This window comes from Streptomyces sp. S.PNR 29 (genome assembly GCF_030386795.1).
Lineage (GTDB): Bacteria > Actinomycetota > Actinomycetes > Streptomycetales > Streptomycetaceae > Streptomyces.
Genome location: NZ_JANUQM010000030.1, coordinates 1 through 21,226 on the forward strand (window position 1 = coordinate 1; position 21,226 = coordinate 21,226).

15 protein-coding genes are annotated in these 21,226 nt (G+C 70.8%); 12 read left to right on the top strand and 3 right to left on the bottom strand.

What is annotated here, in order from left to right:
* Nucleotides 1–177: 177 nt before the first annotated feature.
* The 3 genes from NW895_RS40930 (at nucleotide 178) to NW895_RS40940 (ending at nucleotide 5,482) form a co-directional block, all read left to right on the top strand.
* On the top strand, nucleotides 178–1,662 hold the full coding sequence (locus NW895_RS40930) for an NAD-dependent succinate-semialdehyde dehydrogenase (RefSeq protein WP_289942324.1): 1,485 nt from the start codon (nucleotides 178–180) through the stop codon (nucleotides 1,660–1,662).
* 439 nt (nucleotides 1,663–2,101) lie between these two features.
* A complete protein-coding gene (locus tag NW895_RS40935; protein ID WP_289942337.1) occupies nucleotides 2,102–3,625 on the top strand; it encodes an ABC transporter substrate-binding protein in 1,524 nt (507 codons plus the stop codon).
* Nucleotides 3,626–3,640: 15 nt separating this feature from the next.
* On the top strand, nucleotides 3,641–5,482 hold the full coding sequence (locus NW895_RS40940) for an ABC transporter permease subunit (protein ID WP_289942338.1): 1,842 nt from the start codon (nucleotides 3,641–3,643) through the stop codon (nucleotides 5,480–5,482).
* Nucleotides 5,483–5,545: 63 nt separating this feature from the next.
* Here the strand turns inward: NW895_RS40940 and NW895_RS40945 are convergent, their stop codons facing one another.
* A complete protein-coding gene (locus NW895_RS40945) occupies nucleotides 5,546–7,183 on the bottom strand; it encodes a PucR family transcriptional regulator (protein ID WP_289942339.1) in 1,638 nt (545 codons plus the stop codon).
* Between the two features lie 319 nt (nucleotides 7,184–7,502).
* Here NW895_RS40945 and NW895_RS40950 point away from each other — a divergent pair, with 319 nt between their 5' ends.
* The 4 genes from NW895_RS40950 to NW895_RS40965 all read left to right on the top strand — a co-directional run bounded on the left by NW895_RS40950 (nucleotide 7,503) and on the right by NW895_RS40965 (nucleotide 13,575).
* Entirely contained in the window at nucleotides 7,503–8,771 is a 1,269-nt protein-coding gene (locus NW895_RS40950) for an aminotransferase class III-fold pyridoxal phosphate-dependent enzyme (protein ID WP_289942325.1), read from the top strand.
* On the top strand, nucleotides 8,768–11,671 hold the full coding sequence (locus NW895_RS40955) for an FAD-binding and (Fe-S)-binding domain-containing protein (protein ID WP_289942326.1): 2,904 nt from the start codon (nucleotides 8,768–8,770) through the stop codon (nucleotides 11,669–11,671). Before NW895_RS40950 ends, NW895_RS40955 begins: the two co-directional genes overlap by 4 nt.
* The gene (locus NW895_RS40960; RefSeq protein WP_289942328.1) at nucleotides 11,668–13,107 is read left to right on the top strand and encodes an NAD-dependent succinate-semialdehyde dehydrogenase; all 1,440 of its coding nucleotides are present in this window, start codon (nucleotides 11,668–11,670) and stop codon (nucleotides 13,105–13,107) included. The genes NW895_RS40955 and NW895_RS40960 overlap by 4 nt, the downstream gene beginning before the upstream one ends.
* A 114-nt stretch (nucleotides 13,108–13,221) precedes the next feature.
* Nucleotides 13,222–13,575, top strand: coding sequence for a cupin domain-containing protein (locus NW895_RS40965; RefSeq protein WP_289942329.1), 354 nt, complete (start codon nucleotides 13,222–13,224; stop codon nucleotides 13,573–13,575).
* A gap of 102 nt (nucleotides 13,576–13,677) precedes the next feature.
* Here the strand turns inward: NW895_RS40965 and NW895_RS40970 are convergent, their stop codons facing one another.
* Both NW895_RS40970 and NW895_RS40975 read right to left on the bottom strand, forming a co-directional pair.
* On the bottom strand, nucleotides 13,678–14,421 hold the full coding sequence (locus NW895_RS40970) for an IclR family transcriptional regulator (RefSeq protein ID WP_289942340.1): 744 nt from the start codon (nucleotides 14,419–14,421) through the stop codon (nucleotides 13,678–13,680).
* A 235-nt stretch (nucleotides 14,422–14,656) separates the two neighbouring features.
* The gene (locus NW895_RS40975; RefSeq protein WP_289942341.1) at nucleotides 14,657–15,403 is read right to left on the bottom strand and encodes an IclR family transcriptional regulator; all 747 of its coding nucleotides are present in this window, start codon (nucleotides 15,401–15,403) and stop codon (nucleotides 14,657–14,659) included.
* Between the two features lie 285 nt (nucleotides 15,404–15,688).
* Between NW895_RS40975 and solA the strand changes: the two genes are divergently transcribed.
* The 5 genes from solA (at nucleotide 15,689) to NW895_RS41000 (ending at nucleotide 21,107) form a co-directional block, all read left to right on the top strand.
* Entirely contained in the window at nucleotides 15,689–16,828 is a 1,140-nt protein-coding gene (solA, locus tag NW895_RS40980; RefSeq protein WP_289942331.1) for an N-methyl-L-tryptophan oxidase, read from the top strand.
* A 2-nt stretch (nucleotides 16,829–16,830) separates the two neighbouring features.
* Nucleotides 16,831–17,892: a succinylglutamate desuccinylase/aspartoacylase family protein gene (locus NW895_RS40985; protein ID WP_289942333.1), complete on the top strand. Its 1,062-nt coding sequence runs from the start codon at nucleotides 16,831–16,833 to the stop codon at nucleotides 17,890–17,892.
* 79 nt (nucleotides 17,893–17,971) lie between these two features.
* The gene (locus NW895_RS40990) at nucleotides 17,972–19,078 is read left to right on the top strand and encodes an ABC transporter substrate-binding protein (protein ID WP_289942334.1); all 1,107 of its coding nucleotides are present in this window, start codon (nucleotides 17,972–17,974) and stop codon (nucleotides 19,076–19,078) included.
* Nucleotides 19,071–20,210 carry an ABC transporter ATP-binding protein gene (locus NW895_RS40995; protein ID WP_289942335.1) on the top strand — a complete coding sequence of 380 codons (1,140 nt, stop codon included), beginning with the start codon at nucleotides 19,071–19,073 and terminating at the stop codon, nucleotides 20,208–20,210. Before NW895_RS40990 ends, NW895_RS40995 begins: the two co-directional genes overlap by 8 nt.
* Nucleotides 20,211–20,213: 3 nt before the next feature.
* Nucleotides 20,214–21,107 carry an ABC transporter permease gene (locus NW895_RS41000; RefSeq protein WP_289942336.1) on the top strand — a complete coding sequence of 298 codons (894 nt, stop codon included), beginning with the start codon at nucleotides 20,214–20,216 and terminating at the stop codon, nucleotides 21,105–21,107.
* Nucleotides 21,108–21,226 lie beyond the last annotated feature (119 nt).

The window sequence follows — 21,226 nt, forward strand, 5'->3', positions numbered from 1 at the left end:
ATCCTCGCCCTCGGCCTGGTGGCCCTGGTGCGCTGGCTCGGCTCCGGCCGGCAGGAATCCCTGCTCTCGGTCGAGAACACGGTCGGCGTCGCCCACCCCGGAGGCGAGGCCGTATGACCACCCACCGATCGTGCTCCCTCACCACACCATCCTGCGATCAGCGAAAGAGCCACGCGCATGACTGACACGCTCACCGCTCCCTCAGGGGAGTCGGCAGTCCTGGAATCCGTCCCCCGTGGCTTTCTCGCCCACGACTGGCAACCCGCCACCGGCGGTCGCACCTTCGAGGTGCGCAACCCCGCAACCGAGGAAGTCATAGCCTCCGTCGCCGACTGCAGCGCACAAGACGCGCTGAAAGCACTGGACGCGGCGGCCGAGGCCGCCGACCAGTGGGCCCTCACCAGCCCGCGGGACCGCGCGACCGTCCTGCACCGGCTCACCGACTCCCTGATCGAACACCGTGAGCGTCTGGCCCGGATCATCACCCTGGAGATCGGCAAGACGATCACCGAAGCCCGGGGCGAGGTCGACTACGCCGCAGCCTACTTCCGCTGGTACGCCGAGGAGGCGGTCCGCCCGCACGCGCGCAGCACTCCTTCCCCCGACGGCAAGAGCCATATCGTCACCGTCGCTGAACCGGTCGGGCCCTGCCTGCTGATCACCCCGTGGAACGTGCCGCTGGCCATGGCCGCCCGCAAGGTGGCCGCCGCCCTGGCCGCCGGCTGCACCGCCGTGGTCAAACCGGCCGCGCTCACTCCCCTGTCCTCCCTGATACTGGGCGAGTTGGCGCGCGAGGCCGGAGCGCCCGCGGGTGTCCTGTCCGTGATCACCAGCAGCGACGCGGCAGCGGTCACCGCGGCGCTGCTGGCCGACCCCCGGCTGCGCAAGCTGTCGTTCACCGGGTCCACCTCGGTCGGCAGGCTGCTGCTTCAGCAGAGCGGTGCCCGGGTGCTGCGCACCTCGATGGAGCTGGGCGGCAACGCGCCGTTCCTGGTCTTCGACGATGCCGACCTCGACGTCGCGGTCCGTGAAGCGATGATCGCGAAGATGCGGCTGGGCGGCCAGTCCTGTGTTGGCGCCAACCGGTTCCTGGTCCAGGAGGGAATCGCCGACGCCTTCGCCGCTGCGCTGGGCGAGCGGATGGCCGCCATTCGGGTGGGCCCCCCGGACCGGGAGGAGACCGAGCTCGGCCCGCTGGCCGACCTCCGTGCGGTGGACAAGGTCCGCAACCTCGTCGAGGACGCCGTGGCCCGAGGTGCCGTTGTCATCGGCAAGGCGGACATCCCTGACGGGCCGGGCCACTATGCCGCCCCGACCGTGCTGGACCACGTCCCCGCCGACGCCGCGATCATGCACGAGGAAGTCTTCGGTCCCGTCGCCGCCATCCACCGGTTCTCCACCGAGGCCGAGGCCATAGCGGTGGCCAACAACACCGAGCACGGCCTCGCGTCGTACCTGATGACTTCCCACATCGACCGTGCTCGCCGGGTTGCCGCCCGTTTGCAGGCCGGAATGGTCGGCATCAACCGCGGTCTGGTCTCCGAGGTCGCGGCACCCTTCGGCGGGGTCAAGCAGTCCGGCCTGGGCCGCGAAGGCGGGCCCGAGGGCCTCCACGAGTACCAGCAGCTCAAGTACCTGTCCCTGCCCGGCTTCAACACCTGAGCAAGCCGACACGAGCGCAGGGCTCGCCCGCGTCCTGGCCGAACAACGCAGTGGAAACGGCGCCGTGAAGCAGTTCCCGGCGCAGGCGCCTGCTTCGCAGTGCAAGCAGCCACGGCAGCCCGGTGGGGAACCTCGGTTCTTCCCCACCGGGCTGACCCCTTGTCGGCGTACACACGCACGTGCCCAGCCACGCCCGGCGTCCTGAGGCTCGTGCGAGGACATCGCCCGGATGCCCGGCGTACGCGACAAGTCAGGTCACGCCATAGCGGAGCCGTCCGGTCGCGGAGGGCGTTACCTCCTGCACAGCGATCTCATTGGTTGAGAGTTCACCCACTGAGGTAGATCAGGTAAGGCTCGCCTAAGTATAGTGAGCGAGCCCCTTGGCTCACCTCTGGCGCGCAGGGGCTCAACCACCCTCTCTCGCATGACAGGACCTTCCATGCGTACGACCCCCCGTGGCGTCTTCGTGGCTCTCGCTCTCACTCCGCTGCTCACAGGCTGTTTCGTGTCCGGCGCAGAAGGGTCCGGTTCGGACACGGACGGCGGGGCGGCCGGTCGGCTGAGGGTCGCGCTCGCCCGGCCGCCGGTGCAGGCACTGTCCCCGTACAGCGACGACGCCACCTTGCTGGGCAAGCTCTCCGTCGTCGAAGGGCTCACCGCCCTGGACAAGAACGGCGCCGCAGCCCCCGCGCTGGCGACGTCCTGGAAACAGACCAACCCCACCACCTGGACCTTCGAGCTGCGCAAGGCCACCTTCCAGGACGGCACGCCGGTCACCGCCGAGTCCGTCGTCAACGCCCTCGACCACGCGGACGCCGCCACGCCCAAGCCCCGGGTCCTCAGTGACGTGACCCTCACCGCGAAGGCCGACGACGCCGACACGGTCACCATCAGCACCAAGGCCGCCGACCCGGTGCTCCCGCTGCGCTTGGCCAGCCCGGCGCTGGCCATCCTCTCCGACAAGGCGTACGCGAAGGACGGCACCGTCAGCCCGATCGGCACCGGAACCGGCCCCTTCAAGGTCACCAAGCTCACCGGCAAGTCCAAGGCCGCGCTCGACCGTTACGACGGCTACTGGGGCGGCAAGGCCAAGGCGCCCGGTATCGACGTCACCTGGATAGCCGACGGCACCGCCCGCACCAACGCCCTGCGCAGCGGCGACGTCGACATCGCCGAGTGGATCCCCACCTCCCAGGCCAAGCTGTTGGACGCGAAAATCCGTCACGAGGTGCCGTCCGTACGGACCGACAGCCTCATTCTCAACACCGGCAAGGGCATGTTCACCGACCCGGCGCTGCGCGCGGCGGTCCGCGGGGCCGTGGACGGCTCCGCGCTCGTCGACTCGGTCTTCGGCGGCTACGCCGACCCCGCGCAGGGCCTGTTCGGACCCGCCGTGTCGTGGGCGGCCGACAAGCGTGTCGAGGTCACCGGCCGCGCCAAGGCCGCGACGACCGCGCAGGTCAGGTCCAAGACGAAGGGCAAGGTCCTGCGTCTGGCCACCTACACCAACCGCGCGGAGATGCCCGAGGCCGCCACCGTGCTGCAGCAGCAGCTGGAGCAGGCCGGGTTCACCGTGAAGCAGGACGTACGCGAGTACACGCAGATGGAGGCCGACCTCCTGGCCGGCAAGTACGACGCCCTCGTCTTCTCCAGGGTGGTGCTCCTCGACACCGGCGACGCGGTCGCCTACCTGGCGAGCGACTACAAGAGCAACGGCGTGTACAACATCGCCCGTCTGAAGGACGCCAAGGTGGACCAGGCCATCAAGGCCGCCGCCGACGAAGGCGACATGACGAAGCGGCAGCAGAAGATCATGGCCGCAGAGGCGCAGATCCTGCGCACCGACGCCGTCGTGCCGCTGGTCCACGAGAAGGTCGTCCAGGGCATCGCCACCGATGTCGAGGGCGTGCTCCTCGACCCGCGTGAGCGCTCCCTGATCGACGTCGACACCCACCTGAAGTAGCGGCCGATGAGCATCATGTCGTCCGGTACCGCGGCCGGCCGGTCCCGGTCGCGCTCCCGGTGGCGGGCGGGCCTCGGCCGCCTCGCCGCCGGGACCGCGCTGCTGACGGCCGTGGCCCTGCTGCCCTGGCTGTCCGGCAACGACCCCGCGCTGACCGTCCTGCGGGCCCGCTCCGCCGACCAGGATCCGAGTCCGGAGCAGCTGGCCTCCGTTCGCGAGCAACTGGGGCTCGACGAGGGGCCGTTCACGCATCTTGTGCACTGGCTGGGCGGGCTGCCGCAGGGTGACGCGGGCACTTCCTGGGTGTCGGGCGAGGCGGTGCTGCCCCAGGTGACGAGCGCCTTCGCGGTCTCCGTCACGCTGATGCTCGGGGCGCTCGTCGTCACCGTCGCGGTCGCCGCGCTGGTCAGTGCCCGCACCCTGTACCTCGGCTCCCGGCGGCGACTGCACCGGGCGACGGGGGCCGTCGGGGTCGCCGTTCTCGCCGCGTTGCCCAAGTTCCTGCTCGCCTCGCTCCTCGCCACCGTGTGCGGGGTGTGGCTGGGCTGGTTCCCGTCCAGTGGGTGGGAGGGACCGGCGTCGATGGTGCTGCCCGCGCTCGCCCTCGGTGTCCCCTCCGGGGCGATGATCGGCGGTCTGCTCGACCAGTCGCTGCCCGCCGCCTTCAACGAACCGTGGGCCCGGACCTGGTACGCCTACGGCTTCGCACCCCACCACGTCGCCCGGCACGCGCTGCGCCGCACCATGGCCGGTGTCCTCCCGCAACTCCTGCCGACCGTGGTGGCCCTGGTCGGCGGTGCCGTCGCGGTGGAGAAGATCTTCAACATTCCCGGACTCGGCCGCCTCGCCCTGGACGCCGCCATCGCCCAGGACCTCCCGACCCTGCAGACCGCGACACTCGCCCTCATCCTGCTCGGCACGGTCGCCGGCCTCCTCATCCAGGTTCTGCGCCGCGCGCTGCTCGGCCCGGCCCTGCGGGACGGAGCCCTGCCCGCCCTGCACGCACCCGCTGCCTTCCGAGGGCGCTCCACCCGCTGGGCCGCCGTTGCCTGTGCCCTCGCTCTGCTCACTCTCGTCACCGCCGGACTGCTCCGAGACCCCCTCCACGTGGACACCGCGGCCCGACTGGTCCCACCCTCAGCCGCACACCCGTTGGGCACGGACGCACTCGGCCGCGACCTGCTGGCCCGCCTCGGCCATGGCGCGCTGCGCACGATCGGCGTGGCCGTCGCGGTGACCGCCGTGTGCACGCTCACCGGGCTGCTGCTCGGCATGGCGCCACAGGTCGGCGCAGGGCTCACGGAAGTGATGTCGACGATGCCGGCCGTCCTCGCCGGACTGCTGACCACCGCGGTGACCGGCCCGTCGGCCTCGGGCGCCGCCCTCGCGGTCTGCCTGGTCGGCTGGACCCCCTACGCCGCCCAGGCCGCGGCCCTGCTCGAACAGGAACGGGCCAGCGGCCACATGCTCGCGTCCCTCTCGTTCGGCGCCGGCCCGGGCCATCTCCTCCGCCACCACCTGCTCCCCGCCGTACTGCCCCCCGTCCTGCGCAACGCCCTCCTGCGCCTGCCCACCACCGTCCTCGTGCTCGCCTCCCTCGGCTTCCTCGGTCTGGGCGAGCAGCCGCCCACCGCGGAGTGGGGTCGCCTGCTGTCGGAGAACCAGCCATACGCGGAACTGGCGCCCTGGACCGTCCTCTGCCCGGCGGGCGCACTCGTCCTGCTCTCCGTCCTCGCCCTCTCCGGCACGGACGCCGCGGCTGTGCGCAGCCGGGCGTCGGTCCCGGTACGGATGTCCCGGCGGTCCCGCAGGAGAGGTGTGCAGGGGCACGCTCGGCCAGCCGGTAGTTACAAGTGACGCCTGTGACATCGAATCTGATGGCCTGTCAGGCGCGGGAATGGGCACCGACCGGCACGGACCTCAGTGGACCCGCAGGACGTCGAGGGCCGTGAGTGCCACGTGCAGTTCGGTGCGCTGTTCGCCGGACTCGAGGTCGCAGTCGAGTATCCGCTCGATGGCGCGCAGACGTTGGTAGACGGTCTCGCGGGACATGCCGCCGGAGCGGGCGGCCACCGTTTTGTTGCCCGCCGCGTCCAGGTAGTGGCGCAGGGTGGTCAGCAGGTCCGTGCCGTGGCGGGCATCGTGGTCGGCGAGTCGGCCGAGCCGGCGTTCGGCGTAGTCCTGGATCCGGGTGTCCTCGCGGAGGGCGAAGAGAAGGCGGCGCAGGCCGATGTCGGATCGTTCGTGGTAGGAGCGTTCCGGCGGGAGCGGCTGGCCGGGCTCGGTGGCTTCGGCGACGCGGATCGCCTCACGGAAGGAGCGGGCGACGGCGGGGAGGTCGGTCGCCTCGCTGCCCGTGCTCACCGTTGTCCCGGGAACCAGGTCGAGTGCGGTGCGGCTCAGGTGTTCGACGACGGGTCGCCACGGTTGCCCGGGGCGCAGGGACAGGAGGATGCCGAGGCGGGTCGGTGCGAGGAGGCCGACGAGGGCCTGTGTTCCCTTCTTCTTCAGTTCCTCGGAGAGGAGTTCCTCGGCCTTGGTCGTGTCGTCCTCGCCTGGGACGTCTGCGAGTACGGCGACGAAGCGGGAGCCCGCCGTGGGCAGGCCCAGCGCGGCGATCCGGGCCTCGGCGTCGGCGGGCGAGCGGTGGCGCTGTTCGACGAGGTCGCGCAGCACGCCGCGGTGTGCCGCGCGTTCCCAGGGCACGGGGTGGGTGAGACGGGCGATGGTGAGGGCCATCGCGGTTCTCTCCAGGACCGCGACGGCTTCCGGACCGAACGGGCCGAAGTCCGAGTGAGCGGCCGGGCCGGACGGGTGCGGGAGCATGGCCACCCTGCCCCAGCGTTCACCCTGGTACTCGACGGGCGCCACGAGCCAGCCCTCGGGGCCGGAGACGGCGGCGTGGTCGGCGGGCGGTGTCGCTCGGGAGCGCTGTTCCCAGGAGGTGAGGGCCGCCTCGGCCGTGGCACCGGAAGGCTCACAGACGAGTGCCTGGTGGACCAGGTTCTCCAGTACAACGGTGTGGCCGCTCATCTCGGCGGCGGCGCGTACGACGTCCTCGGGCCCGGCGCCGCGCAGGGTGAGGGCGGTGAACGCCTCGTGGACGAGCTGGGTCCGCCGCATCACCTCGGCCTGGTTGCCGAGGATGAACGCGTGGACGACCTGTGTGACCTCCAGGAAGTTGACGTCCTTGGCCAGGGTGACGAGGGGCAGGCCGCGGGCCCGGCAGGCGTGGACCAGGGCGTCGGGCGGGCGGTGGTAGCGGCGGACCAGTTCGATGACCAGGGCTGCGGCGCCGATGTCGGCGAGTTCGTCGACGTAACGGCGTACGCCGGCCGGCTCCTCGGGCAGGGGCATGCCGGTGGTCAGGACGAGTTCGCCGCCCTTCAGGAAGGACGCGGGATCGGTCAGTTCGGTGATGTGGACCCAGCGGACGGACCGGTCGAGCCGGGACCAACCGGTGACCACCTGCGGCTGTCCGGCGGCCAGGACGGGAAGGGCCAGCACGTCGGCCACGGTGAGCGGACGGCCGGCGGCGTTCCTGCCACGGCCCGGCACGCAGGCGTCGGAGCCGCCTGCGCCGGGCTCTGGAGCCGTGGGGTGGTTCTCGCGCACGGTGCCTCCATGGGGGGTCCCGGCTCCGGTGCGGCCATGGAGCTCGGGGCGGTGCCCCGTCACTCTGACAAGCGTCGCTGACCTGCGCAAGAGCTCGGAGACGGCAGCCACGAGGCGGAGGGGCGCGGTGCAGGGCCCGGCGCGGCTGACACAACGTCCGGATCTCGCGTCCCGGCCGGACAGATCGCGCGTTGGCGCGGCCCCGCTTCACCGAGATCCTCGTCAGACCGCAGCACACCGACACCGAGGCCGGGAGACGAACATGACCGCACTGTCGCCGCACCTTCGCCAGGCCACGCCCGTGGTGGCGGCCCGGGGCGAGGGTGTCCACCTCTATGACCAGGACGGTCGCCGGTATCTGGACTTCACCGCCGGCATCGGCGTCACCAGCACCGGGCACTGCCATCCGAAGGTTGTCGCGGCGGCGCAGGAGCAGGTGGGCACGCTGATCCACGGCCAGTACACGACGGTCATGCACCAGCCGCTGCGGCGGCTCGTCGACAAGCTCGGCGAGGTGCTGCCGGAGGGCCTCGACAGCCTGTTCTTCACCAACTCCGGTAGCGAGGCGGTGGAGGCCGCGCTGCGGCTGGCCCGCCAGGCCACCGGCCGGCCGAACGTCATCGTCTGCCACGGCGGCTTCCACGGCCGTACGGTCGCCGCCGCCTCGATGACCACCTCCGGCACCCGCTTCCGGTCCGGCTTCTCCCCGCTGATGAGCGGTGTCGTCGTCACTCCGTTCCCCTCGGCGTACCGGTACGGCTGGGACGAGGAGACCGCGACCCGCTTCGCCCTGAAGGAACTGGACTACACGCTCCAGACGATCTCCTCGCCCGCGGACACGGCCGCGATCATCGTCGAGCCCGTCCTCGGCGAGGGCGGATACGTCCCCGCCAACCGCGCCTTCATGGAAGGTCTGCGCGAGCGCGCGGACCGCCACGGCTTCCTGCTGATCGCCGACGAGGTGCAGACCGGCGTCGGCCGCACCGGCCGCTTCTGGGGCCACGACCACTTCGGCGTGACACCCGACATCCTCGTCACCGCCAAGGGCCTGGCCAGCGGCTTCCCGCTGTCGGGCATCGCCGCCTCCGAGGAGCTGATGACGAAGGCGTGGCCGGGTTCGCAGGGCGGGACGTACGGCGCGAACGCCGTGGCCTGCGCCGCTGCCTGCGCCACCCTCGACGTCGTGCGCGACGAGAAGCTCGTGGAGAACGCGGAGGCGATGGGCAAGCGGCTGCGCCAGGGCCTGGAGGCGGTCGCCGACCGGACCCCGGGCATCGGCGACGTACGCGGCCTCGGACTCATGCTCGCCACCGAGTTCGTCACCGAGGACGGCAGCCCCGACCCCGACACCGCCGCCCGCGTCCAGCGCGCCGCCGTCGAGGAGGGCCTGCTCCTGCTGCTGTGCGGCGCCTGGAACCAGGTCGTCAGGATGATCCCGGCACTCGTCATCGACGAGACCGCGGTGGATGAGGGCCTGCAGGCGTGGGCGACCGCGGTCGAGGCCGGCACCTCGGGAGCGGCACGGCGATGACCGGCACCACCACGGCCCTGGAGCCGCTGGTCGCGCGGCTCGCCGAGACCGCTCCCGGCCTGCGGGTGGAGACCGGCCCCGGCTCCACCGGTCTCTACGCCTACGACGCCTCCAACTACCGGGTCCCGCCACGGGCCGTGGTCTTTCCCCGCAGCACCGACGACGTCGTCGCGGTGCTGCGCGCCTGCCGCGAGGCCGGCGTCCCGGTCACCGCGCGCGGCGGCGGCACCAGCATGGCGGGCAACGCCGTGGGACCCGGCGTCGTGCTGGACTTCTCCCGGTACATGAACCGGATCCTGGACATCGACCCGGTGGCCCTCACCGCGCGCGTCGAGGCCGGAGTGATCCTGGACGCACTGCGGTCCGCGACCGCCCTGCACGGGCTCACCTTCGGCCCCGACCCCTCCTCGCACAGCCGCTGCACCATCGGCGGCATGATCGGCAACGACGCGTGCGGCAACCGGTCCGTGCGGCACGGGCGCACCAGCGGGCACATCGAGGCGCTGGAGATCGTGACGGCCGACGGCGTGCGGGCCGTCGCCGACCGCACCGGACTGCGGGCCGCAGACCCGGACGACACGGACGCCGTCCAGCGGGTCGCCGGTCTGGAGGCGGACGTGCGCCGCCTGATCGACGGCAACCTGGCGCCGATCCGCACCGAGCTGGGCCGGGTACCGCGCCAGGTCTCCGGCTACCAGCTGCATCACCTGCTGCCCGAGCACGGCTTCGACATGGCCCGTGCGCTGGTGGGCACCGAGGGCTCCTGTGCGGTCGTCACCGCAGCGACGGTCCGCCTGGTGGCGACCGCACGGGCTTCCACTCTTCTGACGCTCGGCTACGACGACGTGGTCGACGCCGCCGAGGACGTCCCCGAGATCCTGCGCTGGAATCCCACCGCCGTGGAGGGCATGGACGAGGCGATCGTCGCCACCATGCGCGCCCGGCGCGGCCCGGACTCCGTGACCGGACTGCCCGAGGGACGTGCCTGGCTGTACGTCGAGCTCGACGGCGACGACCAGGCGGCCGTCGACGCCCGCGCCGCCGAACTGCTGGACGTGCTCAGGGCACAGGGCCGGATGACCGGTGGGCGGGTCGTGCACAGCCCGGCCGAGCGGCGCTCGCTGTGGCGGGTCCGTGAGGACGGGGCAGGGCTGGCCGCCCGGCTCGTCGACGGCTCGGAGTCCTGGCCCGGCTGGGAGGACGCGGCCGTCGCGCCCGAGAACCTGGCCGCCTACCTGCGCGACTTCCGCAAGCTGCTGGCCGCGCACGGCCTGACCGGTGTGCTGTACGGGCACTTCGGCGCCGGATGCGTCCATGTGCGCATCGACTTCGACCTCGCCACGGACACCGGGCGGGCCGCCACCCGCCGGTTCCTCACGGAGGCCGCCGCCCTGGTCGTCGAGCACGGCGGAAGCCTGTCGGGCGAGCACGGCGACGGGCGGGCCCGGGGCGAGTTGCTGGCGGTCATGTACAGCCACCGGCTGATCCGGGCGTTCGGCGCCTTCAAGGAGATCTTCGACCCCGAGGGACTGCTCAACCCGGGCGTCATCGTGGCCCCGGCTCCCCTCGATGCCGACCTGGCGCTGCACACACCCTCGGACGTGCTGCCCGTCGAGACCCTCTTCTCCTTCCCCCACGACGAGGACGGCTTCGCCGGAGCGGTACGCCGCTGTGTCGGTGTCGGCCGCTGCCGCAGCGACTCCGGCGGCGTGATGTGTCCCAGCTACCGGGCCACGGGGGAGGAGAACGACTCGACCCGGGGCCGGGCCCGTCTGCTCCAGGAGATGGTGCGGGGCGGGACCGTTCAGGACGGCTGGCGCTCCACGGAGGTGCGGGACGCCCTGGATCTGTGCCTGTCCTGCAAGGCCTGCTCCAGCGACTGTCCGGTCGGCGTCGACATGGCCACGTACAAGGCGGAGTTCCTGCACCAGCACTACAAGGGCAGAGTCAGGCCCCGCTCCCACTACTCGCTGGGCTGGCTGCCCCTGACGTCCAGGCTCGTCGGGTACGCGGCCCGCCCGGTGAACGCGCTGCTGCGCGGACCCCTCGGGAAGCTGCTCGCGCGCCTCGGCGGCGTGACCACGAAACGCCGGATCCCCGCCTTCGCCTCCCGGCGGGCGCTGCGCCGGGCCCTGCGCACGGCGACGACCGGCGAACCGGCGAAGACGCTGCTGTTCGTGGACAGCTTCACCCGCGCATTCCGCCCCGAGGTGGCCGGGGCCGCGAGCCGCGTACTCGCCGACGCCGGCATTCCCTGCACGGCTGAGGACGACCTGTGCTGCGGCCTGACCTGGGTGAGCACCGGACAGCTGTCCCGCGCGCGCCGCATCATGGCCCGCACCGTCGCCCGCCTGGACAACGGCGACGACCGGCCCATCGTCGTGGCCGAACCCAGCTGCGCCGCAGCGCTCAAGCGTGATGTGCCCGAACTCCTCGGCACCGACGCGGCCCGGCGCGTCGCGGCCCGCGTCCACACCCTCACCGGAGCCCTGACCGACCTCGCCACACCCGGCTGGGCGCCACCGCAGCTGCCCGACAACGTGGTCCTGCAGACGCACTGCCACGAGTACGCCACCTTCAAGGGCCACCACCCCCGAGACCTGCTCGGCCGCCTCGGCGTACGGAAGGTCGACGAGGCCGAGGGCTGCTGCGGACTCGCCGGCAACTTCGGCTTCGAGGAGCAGCACTACGACACCTCGATGGCCGTCGCCGACCTCGCCCTGAAGCCGCGTCTCGACGACGTGGACCCACATACACCGGCAGTCGTCGTGGCCGACGGCTTCAGCTGCGCCACCCAGATCGACCACCTCGCCGGAGACCGGGGCATCCGCGCCCTGCACCTCGCGGAACTGCTCGCTCCCGCCGCCGACCGACCCGGACAACCAGGAGAGAACTCATGACCGACACACCCACGCAGTTGTTCATCGGCGGCGCCTGGGTGGACGCCGCGGACGGCGCCACCATGCCCGTCGACGACCCTGCAACCGGCGAGATCCTCTGCCATGTCGCCGACGCGGGTCCGAAGGACGCCAAGCTCGCCGAGGAAGCGGCCGTGCAGGCGCAGGAGGAGTGGGCGCGTACGGCACCCCGGGCGCGCAGCGAGATCCTGCGCCGCGCCTACGAGATCATTGTCGAGCGCACCGACGAGCTCGCCCACCTGATGACGTCCGAGATGGGCAAGCCGCTCGCCGAGGCCAGGGGAGAGGTGGCGTACGCGGCCGAGTTCTTCCGCTGGTTCTCCGAGGAGGCCGTCCGTATCGACGGCGGCCTCGCCACCCTGCCGGACGGACGCAACCGCATGCTGCTCTCCCGCCGCCCGGTCGGCCCCTGCCTCCTGATCACCCCGTGGAACTTCCCGCTGGCGATGGGCACCCGCAAGATCGGTCCGGCGGTCGCCGCCGGTTGCACCATGGTGCTCAAGCCCGCCCCGCAGACCCCTCTGTCCAGCCTGGCTCTCGCCGCGATCCTCAAGGAGGCCGGGCTGCCGGACGGCGTGCTGAACGTCGTCACCACCTCCCGTGCGGGGGAGGTGTGCGAACCGCTCCTGCGCGGCGGGCGGATTCGCAAGCTCTCCTTCACCGGCTCCACGGCCGTCGGGCAGCTGCTCCTCGCCCAGAGCGCTCAGGCCGTCGTACGGACCTCGATGGAGCTGGGCGGCAACGCGCCGTTCATCGTCTTCGAGGACGCCGACCTGGACAAGGCGGTGGACGGCGCGATGGTCGCCAAGATGCGCAACATGGGAGAGGCCTGCACGGCCGCCAACCGCTTCTTCGTGCACCGGTCGGTGGCGGAGGAGTTCGGGCGCCGGCTGGCCGGGCGCATGGGCGCGCTGGTCGTCGGTCCGGGCACCCGGGACGGCGTCGACGTCGGCCCGCTGATCGACAGGAGGGGGCGCGCCAAGGTGGAGGAGCTGGTGGCCGACGCGGTGGAGCGCGGGGCGCAGGTGCTCGTAGGAGGCCGTACACCCGAAGGCCCCGGCTGCTTCTACCCGCCGACCGTGCTGGCCGACGTGGATCCCGGCAGCCGCCTGATGGACACGGAGATCTTCGGCCCGGTCGCGGCGATTCTCACCTTCGACGACGAGGACGAGGTGATCCGCCGGGCCAACGACACCCCCTGGGGCCTGGTCGGCTACGTCTTCACCGAGGGCCTCGACCGTGCCCTGCGGGTGAGTGAACGTCTGGAGGTGGGCATGGTGGGGCTGAACACGGGTCTCGTGTCCAACCCGGCCGCACCCTTCGGCGGCGTCAAGCAGTCGGGGCTGGGCCGTGAGGGCGGCCGGGTGGGCATCGACGAGTTCCTGGAGTACCAGTACCTCGCGGTGCCCGTGCAGTGACGGCGGTCACGCCGGCGACGGCCTCGGCGACCAGCGCCTCCGACATCCTGCCCCGGCCCATGGATCGACCGAGGCCGCGGCTACCGATTTTTCGAGTCCAGGAAATTGAGAAACATGTCGCTCCTGAAGACCATCGACACCGATCCCTCCTTCGCACCGCACGAGTCAGGACCGCTCCCGGAACGCCTGGTTTCCGGCAACCCCGCCTTCAAGACCTGGGCCCAGGACGTCGCCCGTGGGGAGATGATCCATACGGGAGTCTGGGAAGCGACGCCCGGCGAGACGCGCTCGATCAAGGGCGAGACTTTTGAGTTCTGCCATGTCCTCGCCGGCATCGTCGAACTCACCCCGGAAAATGGCGAGCCGGTGGTCTACAAGGCAGGCGACAGCTTTGTCATGAAGCCGGGCTTCGTCGGTGTCTGGAAGACCATCGAAACCGTGCGCAAGATCTACGTGATCGTGAAGTGATGCCGACGCGCGGCGCCCGCCTCCCGCCGGGAGGTGGCCGGACCGGTCCGAGTGGGGAACGCGGCCGTCAGCCGGGGTGAGGACCCGGATCCGGGACAGTCGTCAGGCCAGGTGCCGAGCGGTGATCTCCGCCGCCGTCTCGGCGACCAGCCGGCCCAGCTCGGGCAGCCGGCCGGGCTCGAAGCGGGAGTCGGGCAGGGAGACGGCCACGGCGGCCAGCGGTGTGCCCTCATCGTCGAGCACGGGTGCCGCGATCGCGCAGACACCCTGCAGGTACTGGTTGTGGTTGACGGCGTAGCCACGCTCTCTCACGCGGTGGAGCTCGGCCCGCAGTTGGCCCGGGTCGGTGATGGTCTCCTCGCCGTAACCCTCCAGCGTCCCCGCGGTGACCTCTTCTATCTCGGACTTCCCCAGATGGGCCAGGACGGCGTTCCCGGCGGCGGTGGCGTGCAGGGGCGACGTGTCGCCGATGGCGTGGAAGGTGCGTACGGCGTGGTCGCAGTCGACGCGGTCGACGACGACCATGCATTGCAGGGCGTCCGGCACGGACAGGTGGATGGTCTCGTTCACCGCGTCGCGGAGCCGGATCATGGGTTCGCGGGCTGCGGCGAACAGGCTGGAGCCCTGTAGGGCGGCGGGTCGTACGGCCAGGACGCGGGCGCCGACCTCCCAGCGGGTGGTGTCCTTGCGATTGGCCCGCAGCCAGCCCGCATCGTTGAGGGTGAGCAGGGTGCGCTGCACGGTGGACTTCGGCAGCCCGAAGAGCTTCGTCAACTCCCCGACAGTCACGGGTTGATGCCGGGCGACCGCCTCCAGAACCCTCAGCGACCTGGTGACGCTCTTCATCTCCATGCGATGCCCCCTCAGACCTGCGGATCCCTGGTTCTTATTCCTTGAGTCCAGCACGGAGCCTCGGCCATGATCCGTGCCGGATTCCAGCATAGCATTCCACAATGCGGCATGGTGTGGGTTTGGTCGAGTGCAGGGCGGTGACTGCCGTGACACAGGACTGAGGGCCGGTTCGCGCGCTGACGCGTGCGAACCGGCCCTGGTCGACAGCTTGCGGGCCGTCGTCCGCCGTTCAGGCGCCCAGGCGGCGCTGTGAGATCTCCGCGGCTGTATCGGCGACGAGGCGGCCCCACTGGGGTGTGCGCTCACTGTCGTACCGCGCCTCGGGCATGGAGACGGCCACGGCGGCCAGCGGGGTGCCGTCCTCGTCGAGCACGGCGGCGGCGACGGCGCAGACGCCCGGCCGGTACTGGTTGCGGTTGACCGCGTAGCCGTCGGTGCGGATCCGGTCCAGCTCGGCGCGCAGTTCGTCGGGCTCGACGGGGGTCGTGTCGCTGAACCGCTCCAGCCCCGCCGCGACGAGGTCGTCGACGTCACGCTCCGGAAGGTGGGCGAGAACGGCGCGCCCGACGGCGGTGGCGTGCAGAGGTGAGGTGTCGCCGATCATGTGGAAGGTGCGCACGGGGTGGTCGCAGTCGACGCGGTCCACCACGACCATGCACTGCAGGGCGTCCGGCACCGACAGGTGGATGGTCTCGTTCACCGCGTCCCGAAGGCGAACCATGGGTTCGCGGGCTGCGGCGAACAGGCTGGAGCCCTGTAGGGCGGCGGGTCGTACGGCCAGGACTCGGGCGCCGATCTCCCAGCGGGTGGTGTCCTTGCGGTTGGCGCGCAGCCAGCCGGCCTCCGCCAGCGTGACCAAGGTGCGCTGCACGGTGGACTTCGGCAGTCCGAAGAGCTTCGTCAACTCCCCTACGGTCACGGGTTGATGCTGGGCGACCGCCTCCAGGATCCGCAGCGACCTGGTGACGCTCTTCATTTCCATCCGGTTTCCCCCCGTTAATCCTCGAAAATTCCGCTGGACACCCTCTTGACTCCTCCCTGAAGCCGCTGTCATTCTCTGTGCCAGATTCTAGCACGCTATGCCACATAGTGGCACGGCCAATCGGGAGAGATCCCGGAAGTGAGCCGGACTGCGAGACGCGGCGGTTGCGAGCCGCGGGTCCACAAGAAGGCCCCTGGCTCCCGTCCCAAACCATCTCGAATCGAACAGCCTCACGTCGGAGGCCCAGCATGCGCCTCGGCGATACGAAAGGAAAGCCCTGTGTCAGCTGCCAGGAAGCGCGTCGCGGTGATCGGCGTGGGAACGATGGGCAGCCAGGCCGCCTGGCGGCTGGCGGCCCGTGGCGCCGAGGTTGTCGGATACGACCGCTACGCACCCGGCCACGACCGCAGTGCCGCCGGCGGCGAGTCCCGGATCTTCCGCAGCGCGCACTTCGAGGACTCCCGGTACGTCCCGCTGCTCAAGCACGCCGACACCCTGTGGGAGCAGCTCCAGCAGGAGACCGGCCGCGAACTGCGCCGCCTGACCGGGTGCCTGCTCATGGGGCCGACCGAGCACCACCAGATGGCCACCGTCCTTCAGTCCATCGCCGAGCACGACCTCGACCACGAGGTCCTGGACGGCGAAGCGCTCGCCAAGCGCTTCCCGCAGTACCGCATCGAGGACGGCGACGCGGCCGTACTCGACCGCCGCGCCGGCTTCATCCGCCCCGAACTGACGATCCAGACCGCCGCCCGCCGCGCCGAGCAGCTGGGCGCCGTGATCCACCGCTACAGCACGGTCCGGGAGATCGTCCCCGTCGGCGACGGAGTGGAGATCCGCACCGACGCCGGCAGCGAGCGCTTCGACACCGCCGTCGTCACGCCCGGCCCCTGGGTCAACGACCTGCTGCCCGACCTGCCGTGGGAGGTGGAAGTCCGCCGCCTCGTCAGCGCCTGGTACGTGCCCACCGCCCCCGACGCCTGGTTCGGGGAGGAGCGCCCGGCGTTCATCCGCACGGCACCCACCCACTGCTACGGCCTGCCCTCCCCGGACGGCATCTCGGTCAAGCTCGGACTGTCCCGCGCGCTGCACCGGCTCGCCGACGACCCCAACCAGCTGGACCGCACCGTGCGGCCGGACGAGCTGGAGATCTTCTCCGAGCTGATCGGGCGTTACCTGCCCGACCTGCACCCGGACCCGACGCGCCTCTCCGTCTACATGGAGGGTTACACCGAGAGCAGCCGCCCACTGGTCGGCCCGCTGCCCGGCGCCGAGAACGTCATCCTGCTCGCCGGCTTCTCCGGTCACGGCTTCAAGCTCTCGCCCGCCTTCGGCGACATCGCCGCGGACCTCGCGCTGGACGGCGCCTCGCCCCAGCCCATCGACTTCCTCTCCACCGTCGGCCGTACGGAGGCATGACCATGCAGGACACCAGCCTCTCCGTCGGCTCCCTGGAGGCCCGGCCCGGCACCAAGGCGCGCGGTACCGTCCAGGCCGATCTCGGTACCCTCACCGCGGACATCCCGGTGACCCTGGTCAACGGAGCCCGCCCGGGTCCCCGGGTCGTCATCACCGCCGGTGTGCACGGCGGCGAGTTCACGCCCATCCAAGCCGCCGCACGCCTGGCAGACCTGCTGGAGCCCGGCGAGGTGAGCGGGCAGGTGATCGTCTGTCCGGTCGCCAACCCTCCCGCCGTGTACCAGGGCCGGCTCAACATCTCCCCGGTCGACGGCGTGAACCTCAACCGTGTCTTCCCGGGCGATCCGGCCGGCGGCCCCACCGAGAGGCTGGCCGCCTGGCTCTTCGCGAACCTGGTCGACGGCGCCGACGTCTACATCGACCTGCACTGTGGCGGCATCGACCAGGTCCTGCGGGACTTCGTCGGCTACCGCCTCACCGGTGACCCGGACCTCGACAAGGCGACGGCCGAGCTTGCAGGCTCCTTCGGTGTCGAGGACGTCGTCCTCGGGCTGACGCCCGAGGGCGGCAACAGCCACGCGGCCGCCGCCCGCCGGGGCATCTCGGCGGTACTGGTCGAGGTGGGCCAGCTCGGCCAGCGGGACGAGGCCACCGGCCTCCGCCGTGTCGACGGCCTGCTGATGGCACTTCGCCATCTGGGCGTCCTGGACCAGGACGGTTCCGCTCCGGCACCGATCCGCGAGTGGGTCTGGTCCGCCGGCGTCACCGCCGAGGCCACCGGCCTGTGGTACCCGGAGTTCTCGTTCGGCGCCGACGTCATCGGCGAAGTCGCCGAGGGGGACCTCCTCGGCCGCATCGTCGACCCGGTCGACGGCACGGAGCACACCGTCCACGCCCCGGCCGACGGACGGATCTTCTACGGCATGCACGGCCTCACCGTCGCCCCCGGCAAGGAACTGGCCGCCCTCGCCGTCCCGTGGGACCCCGACACGGCCGCGCGGGCCGACACCCTCCGGCCCCCCGGTTTGGGCGCCGGATCCGACGAGGCCGATCCCCGCCCCTAGACCCCCATTCCAGCCGCCCCCCTTTCCACGTCCCCAGCAGCTCCCCTTCTCAGGGCCAGCACCACCCAGGAGGCACACGATGAAAGATGCCCGAATAGACCGCAGACTGTTCCTGCGAGGAATAGGCGGGGTCACTGCCGGTGTCGCCGCCGCGACCACCCTCTCCGCCTGCGGTACCGGCACCAGCCGGACGGTCGGCGGCAGCGGTGGCAAGGGCGGCAAGACGGTGGTCGTCCGCGACAGCGGCGGTTCCTATGGTGCGGCTCTGCAGAAGGCGATCTACACGCCGTTCACGCAGGAGACCGGTATCAGCGTCAAGGTGCTGAACCTGGACGACGCCCCGCTCCTTGCGCAGATCAAGCAGGGCCGCCCGCAGTGTGACCTCATCAACAACTCGATGATGTCTCACCTCAAGTACGTGGCGCAGGACGCTCTGGAGACGCTGGACCGCGACCGGGTCAAGAGCGTGAAGAGCGCGAAGATTCCCGAGAACCAGGTCACCGACCATGCCATTGGCAGCAGTTTCTACGGCCAGTGCATCGCCTACCGCACGGATGCCTTCGGCGGTCGCAAGCCGGAGTCGTGGGCGGACTTCTGGGACACCCGGGCGTTCAAGGGCGACCGTGCGATGGTCCACCCGGACGGTGACCTGCCGGAGCTGGAGTTCGCGCTGCTGGCCGACGGTGTGCCGATGGACAAGCTGTATCCGCTGGATGTGGACCGTGCCTTCAAGGTGCTGACCCGGCTGCGGCCGCACATCAAGAAGTTCTGGGACAGTGGCCCGCTGCCTGGTGTGCTGCTCAGCCGTCAGGAGGTGACGATGTCCACGGTCTGGGACGGCCGGATCGCCGATCTGCAGAAGCAGGGTGTGCCGGTGGAGCGGCAGCTCAACGGCATGCGCCGCCAGTTCCAGGGCTATGCCATCGCCAAGGGCGCGGCGAACGTGGACAACGCCTACAAGCTGATGGATTTCTCGCTGCGTGCGGAGAGCCAGGCCGCCCTGGCGAAGGCCTTCCCGTCGAACCCGTCGTCTCCGCTGGCCTACGCCAAGCTCACGGAGGATGAGCGCAATGCGCTCGCGGGGGCGCCGAAGTACTACGACAAGGGTTTCGACGCGGACATCGACTGGTGGCTGAAGAACGAAGCGGCCGTCACCAAGCGCTGGTTGGAGTGGGCTCGTGGCTGAATTCGGTGTCGCGGCACCGGCCGTGAAGGTGGCCGGTGGCAAGCCGGCCACCGCGACCGGCAAGTCGCTGTCGGTGGTGGCTCTGCGTAAGACGTACGGGGACGTTGTCGCTGTCGACGAGGCGTCCATGGAGATCGCGGCGGGGGAGTTCGTCACCTTCCTCGGCGCCTCGGGGTCGGGCAAGACCACGACGCTGATGATGATCGCCGGGTTCTGTGAACCCGATTCCGGCACCATCACCGTCGGGGACCGGGATGTCACACGCCTCGCGCCGCAGAAGCGGGGCCTGGGTTTCGTCTTCCAGCAGTATCTGCTTTTCCCGCACATGACGGTCGCTGAGAACGTCGCGTTCCCGCTCACCCTGCGCGGCGTGGGCAAGGACGAGATCCGCAGGCGGGTGGGGGAGACGCTGGAGATCGCGGGTCTGTCCGGGTTCGGTGGCCGCAGGCCGCGTGAGCTGTCCGGTGGGCAGCAGCAGCGTGTCGCGTTGTGCCGGGCGCTGGTCTACCGGCCGCCGGTGATCCTCATGGACGAGCCGCTGGGCGCGCTGGACAAGAAGCTCCGTGACCAGCTCCAGGTCGAGATCAAGACCATCCAGCAGGAACTGGGCCTGACCGTCATTTATGTGACGCATGATCAGGAAGAGGCGCTGGTGATGTCGGACCGTATCGCGGTGATGCGCAACGGTCTGATCGAGCAGTTCGACACCCCCAGGGAGCTGTTCGAGCGGCCCAAGACGCCGTTCGTGGCGGACTTCCTCGGTGCGGCCAACTTCCTGCCCGGCCGCGTCGAGCAGCACACCGATGAGCACACCCTGGTCCGCCTCGATGCCAGTGGTGGTCTGCTCAAGGCACGCCGCCACCAGCTGCCTTCCGGCGCTCAGGTCAAGGTCGCCGTGCAGCCGGGCCGGCTGCGGGCCTGTGCCACCGACGACGGATTCTGTACCGGCACGGTCGAGACCGCCACCTACGTGGGCACCCTGGTGCGCGCCGGTGTGCGCATCGACGGCGGTCAGGGGCCACTGCTGCGCCTGGAGGTACCGGCCGGCCGGGGCCCGGTCGCCGGCGAGCGGGTCGGGATCACCGCCGACCCCGACGACGTCAACCTCTTCCCGACCGAACAGGCAGGGTGAGCCATGGCCGCCCTCACCGCCACCGTCCCCGCCCGTCCGCGCAAGCTCCTGGCCTCGCGCCGGACCCGCATCGGGATCCTGTACGCGCTGCCGGTCGTCGTCTACCTGCTGGTGCTGTTCGTCTACCCGATCTTCAGCACGCTGCTGCTGAGCCTGAAGAACGCCGACGGATCGTTCACGCTGCACTGGTACGCCGACGCGCTGACAGGCGTCAACCTGTCCGTCCTGATCACTACGCTGCGGATCTCCGCCGAGACGGCGCTGCTCAGCCTGGTCTTCGGGTTCCTCCTGGCCCAGGCGATCTCCCGGCTCAAGCCCCTGTGGGCGGGCCTGGCCATGCTGGTCGTGGTGGTGCCGCACTTCATCAGCGCTCTGGTGCGCACCTACGGCTGGATCATCCTGCTGGGTGACAAGGGCCTGGTGAACGAGACCCTGGCCGCCATGTCGGTCCCCGGCACGCCGTTCCAGTTGCTCTACAACGAGCTCGGTGTGGTCATCGGCACCACCTCGATGATGCTCCCGTACACGGTGCTGCTGCTGTACGGCGTGATGCGCGGGGTGGACCGCCGACTGCTGGCGGCCGCGGCCAGCATGGGCGCGGGACGCGTGACGATCTTCCGCCGGGTCTACCTGCCGCTGGTCGCCCCCGGCCTGGCCAGCGCCGGACTGCTCAGCTTCATCCTCTCGCTGGGCTACTACATCACCCCCGCCCTGATGGGCGGACCCGACCAGACGATGATCGCCACCCTCATCAACCAGCAGGTGACCAAGGAGAACCAGTGGAACGGGGCGGCCGCACAAGGCGTCATCCTGCTGGTGCTGACCCTGGCCGGACTGCTGCTGGTCAAGGTCGTGACCTCGCTCGGCGCCAGCCGTAAGAAGAGGAGCGCGTCATGATGGAGCTGCGCAAGAGCCTGGCCGGACGGATCACGCTGACCGCCGTCGCCACCGTGATCCTGCTGTTCCTGGCGCTGCCGATCGTCGTCATCCTCGTCACCTCCTTCAGCAACAACGCC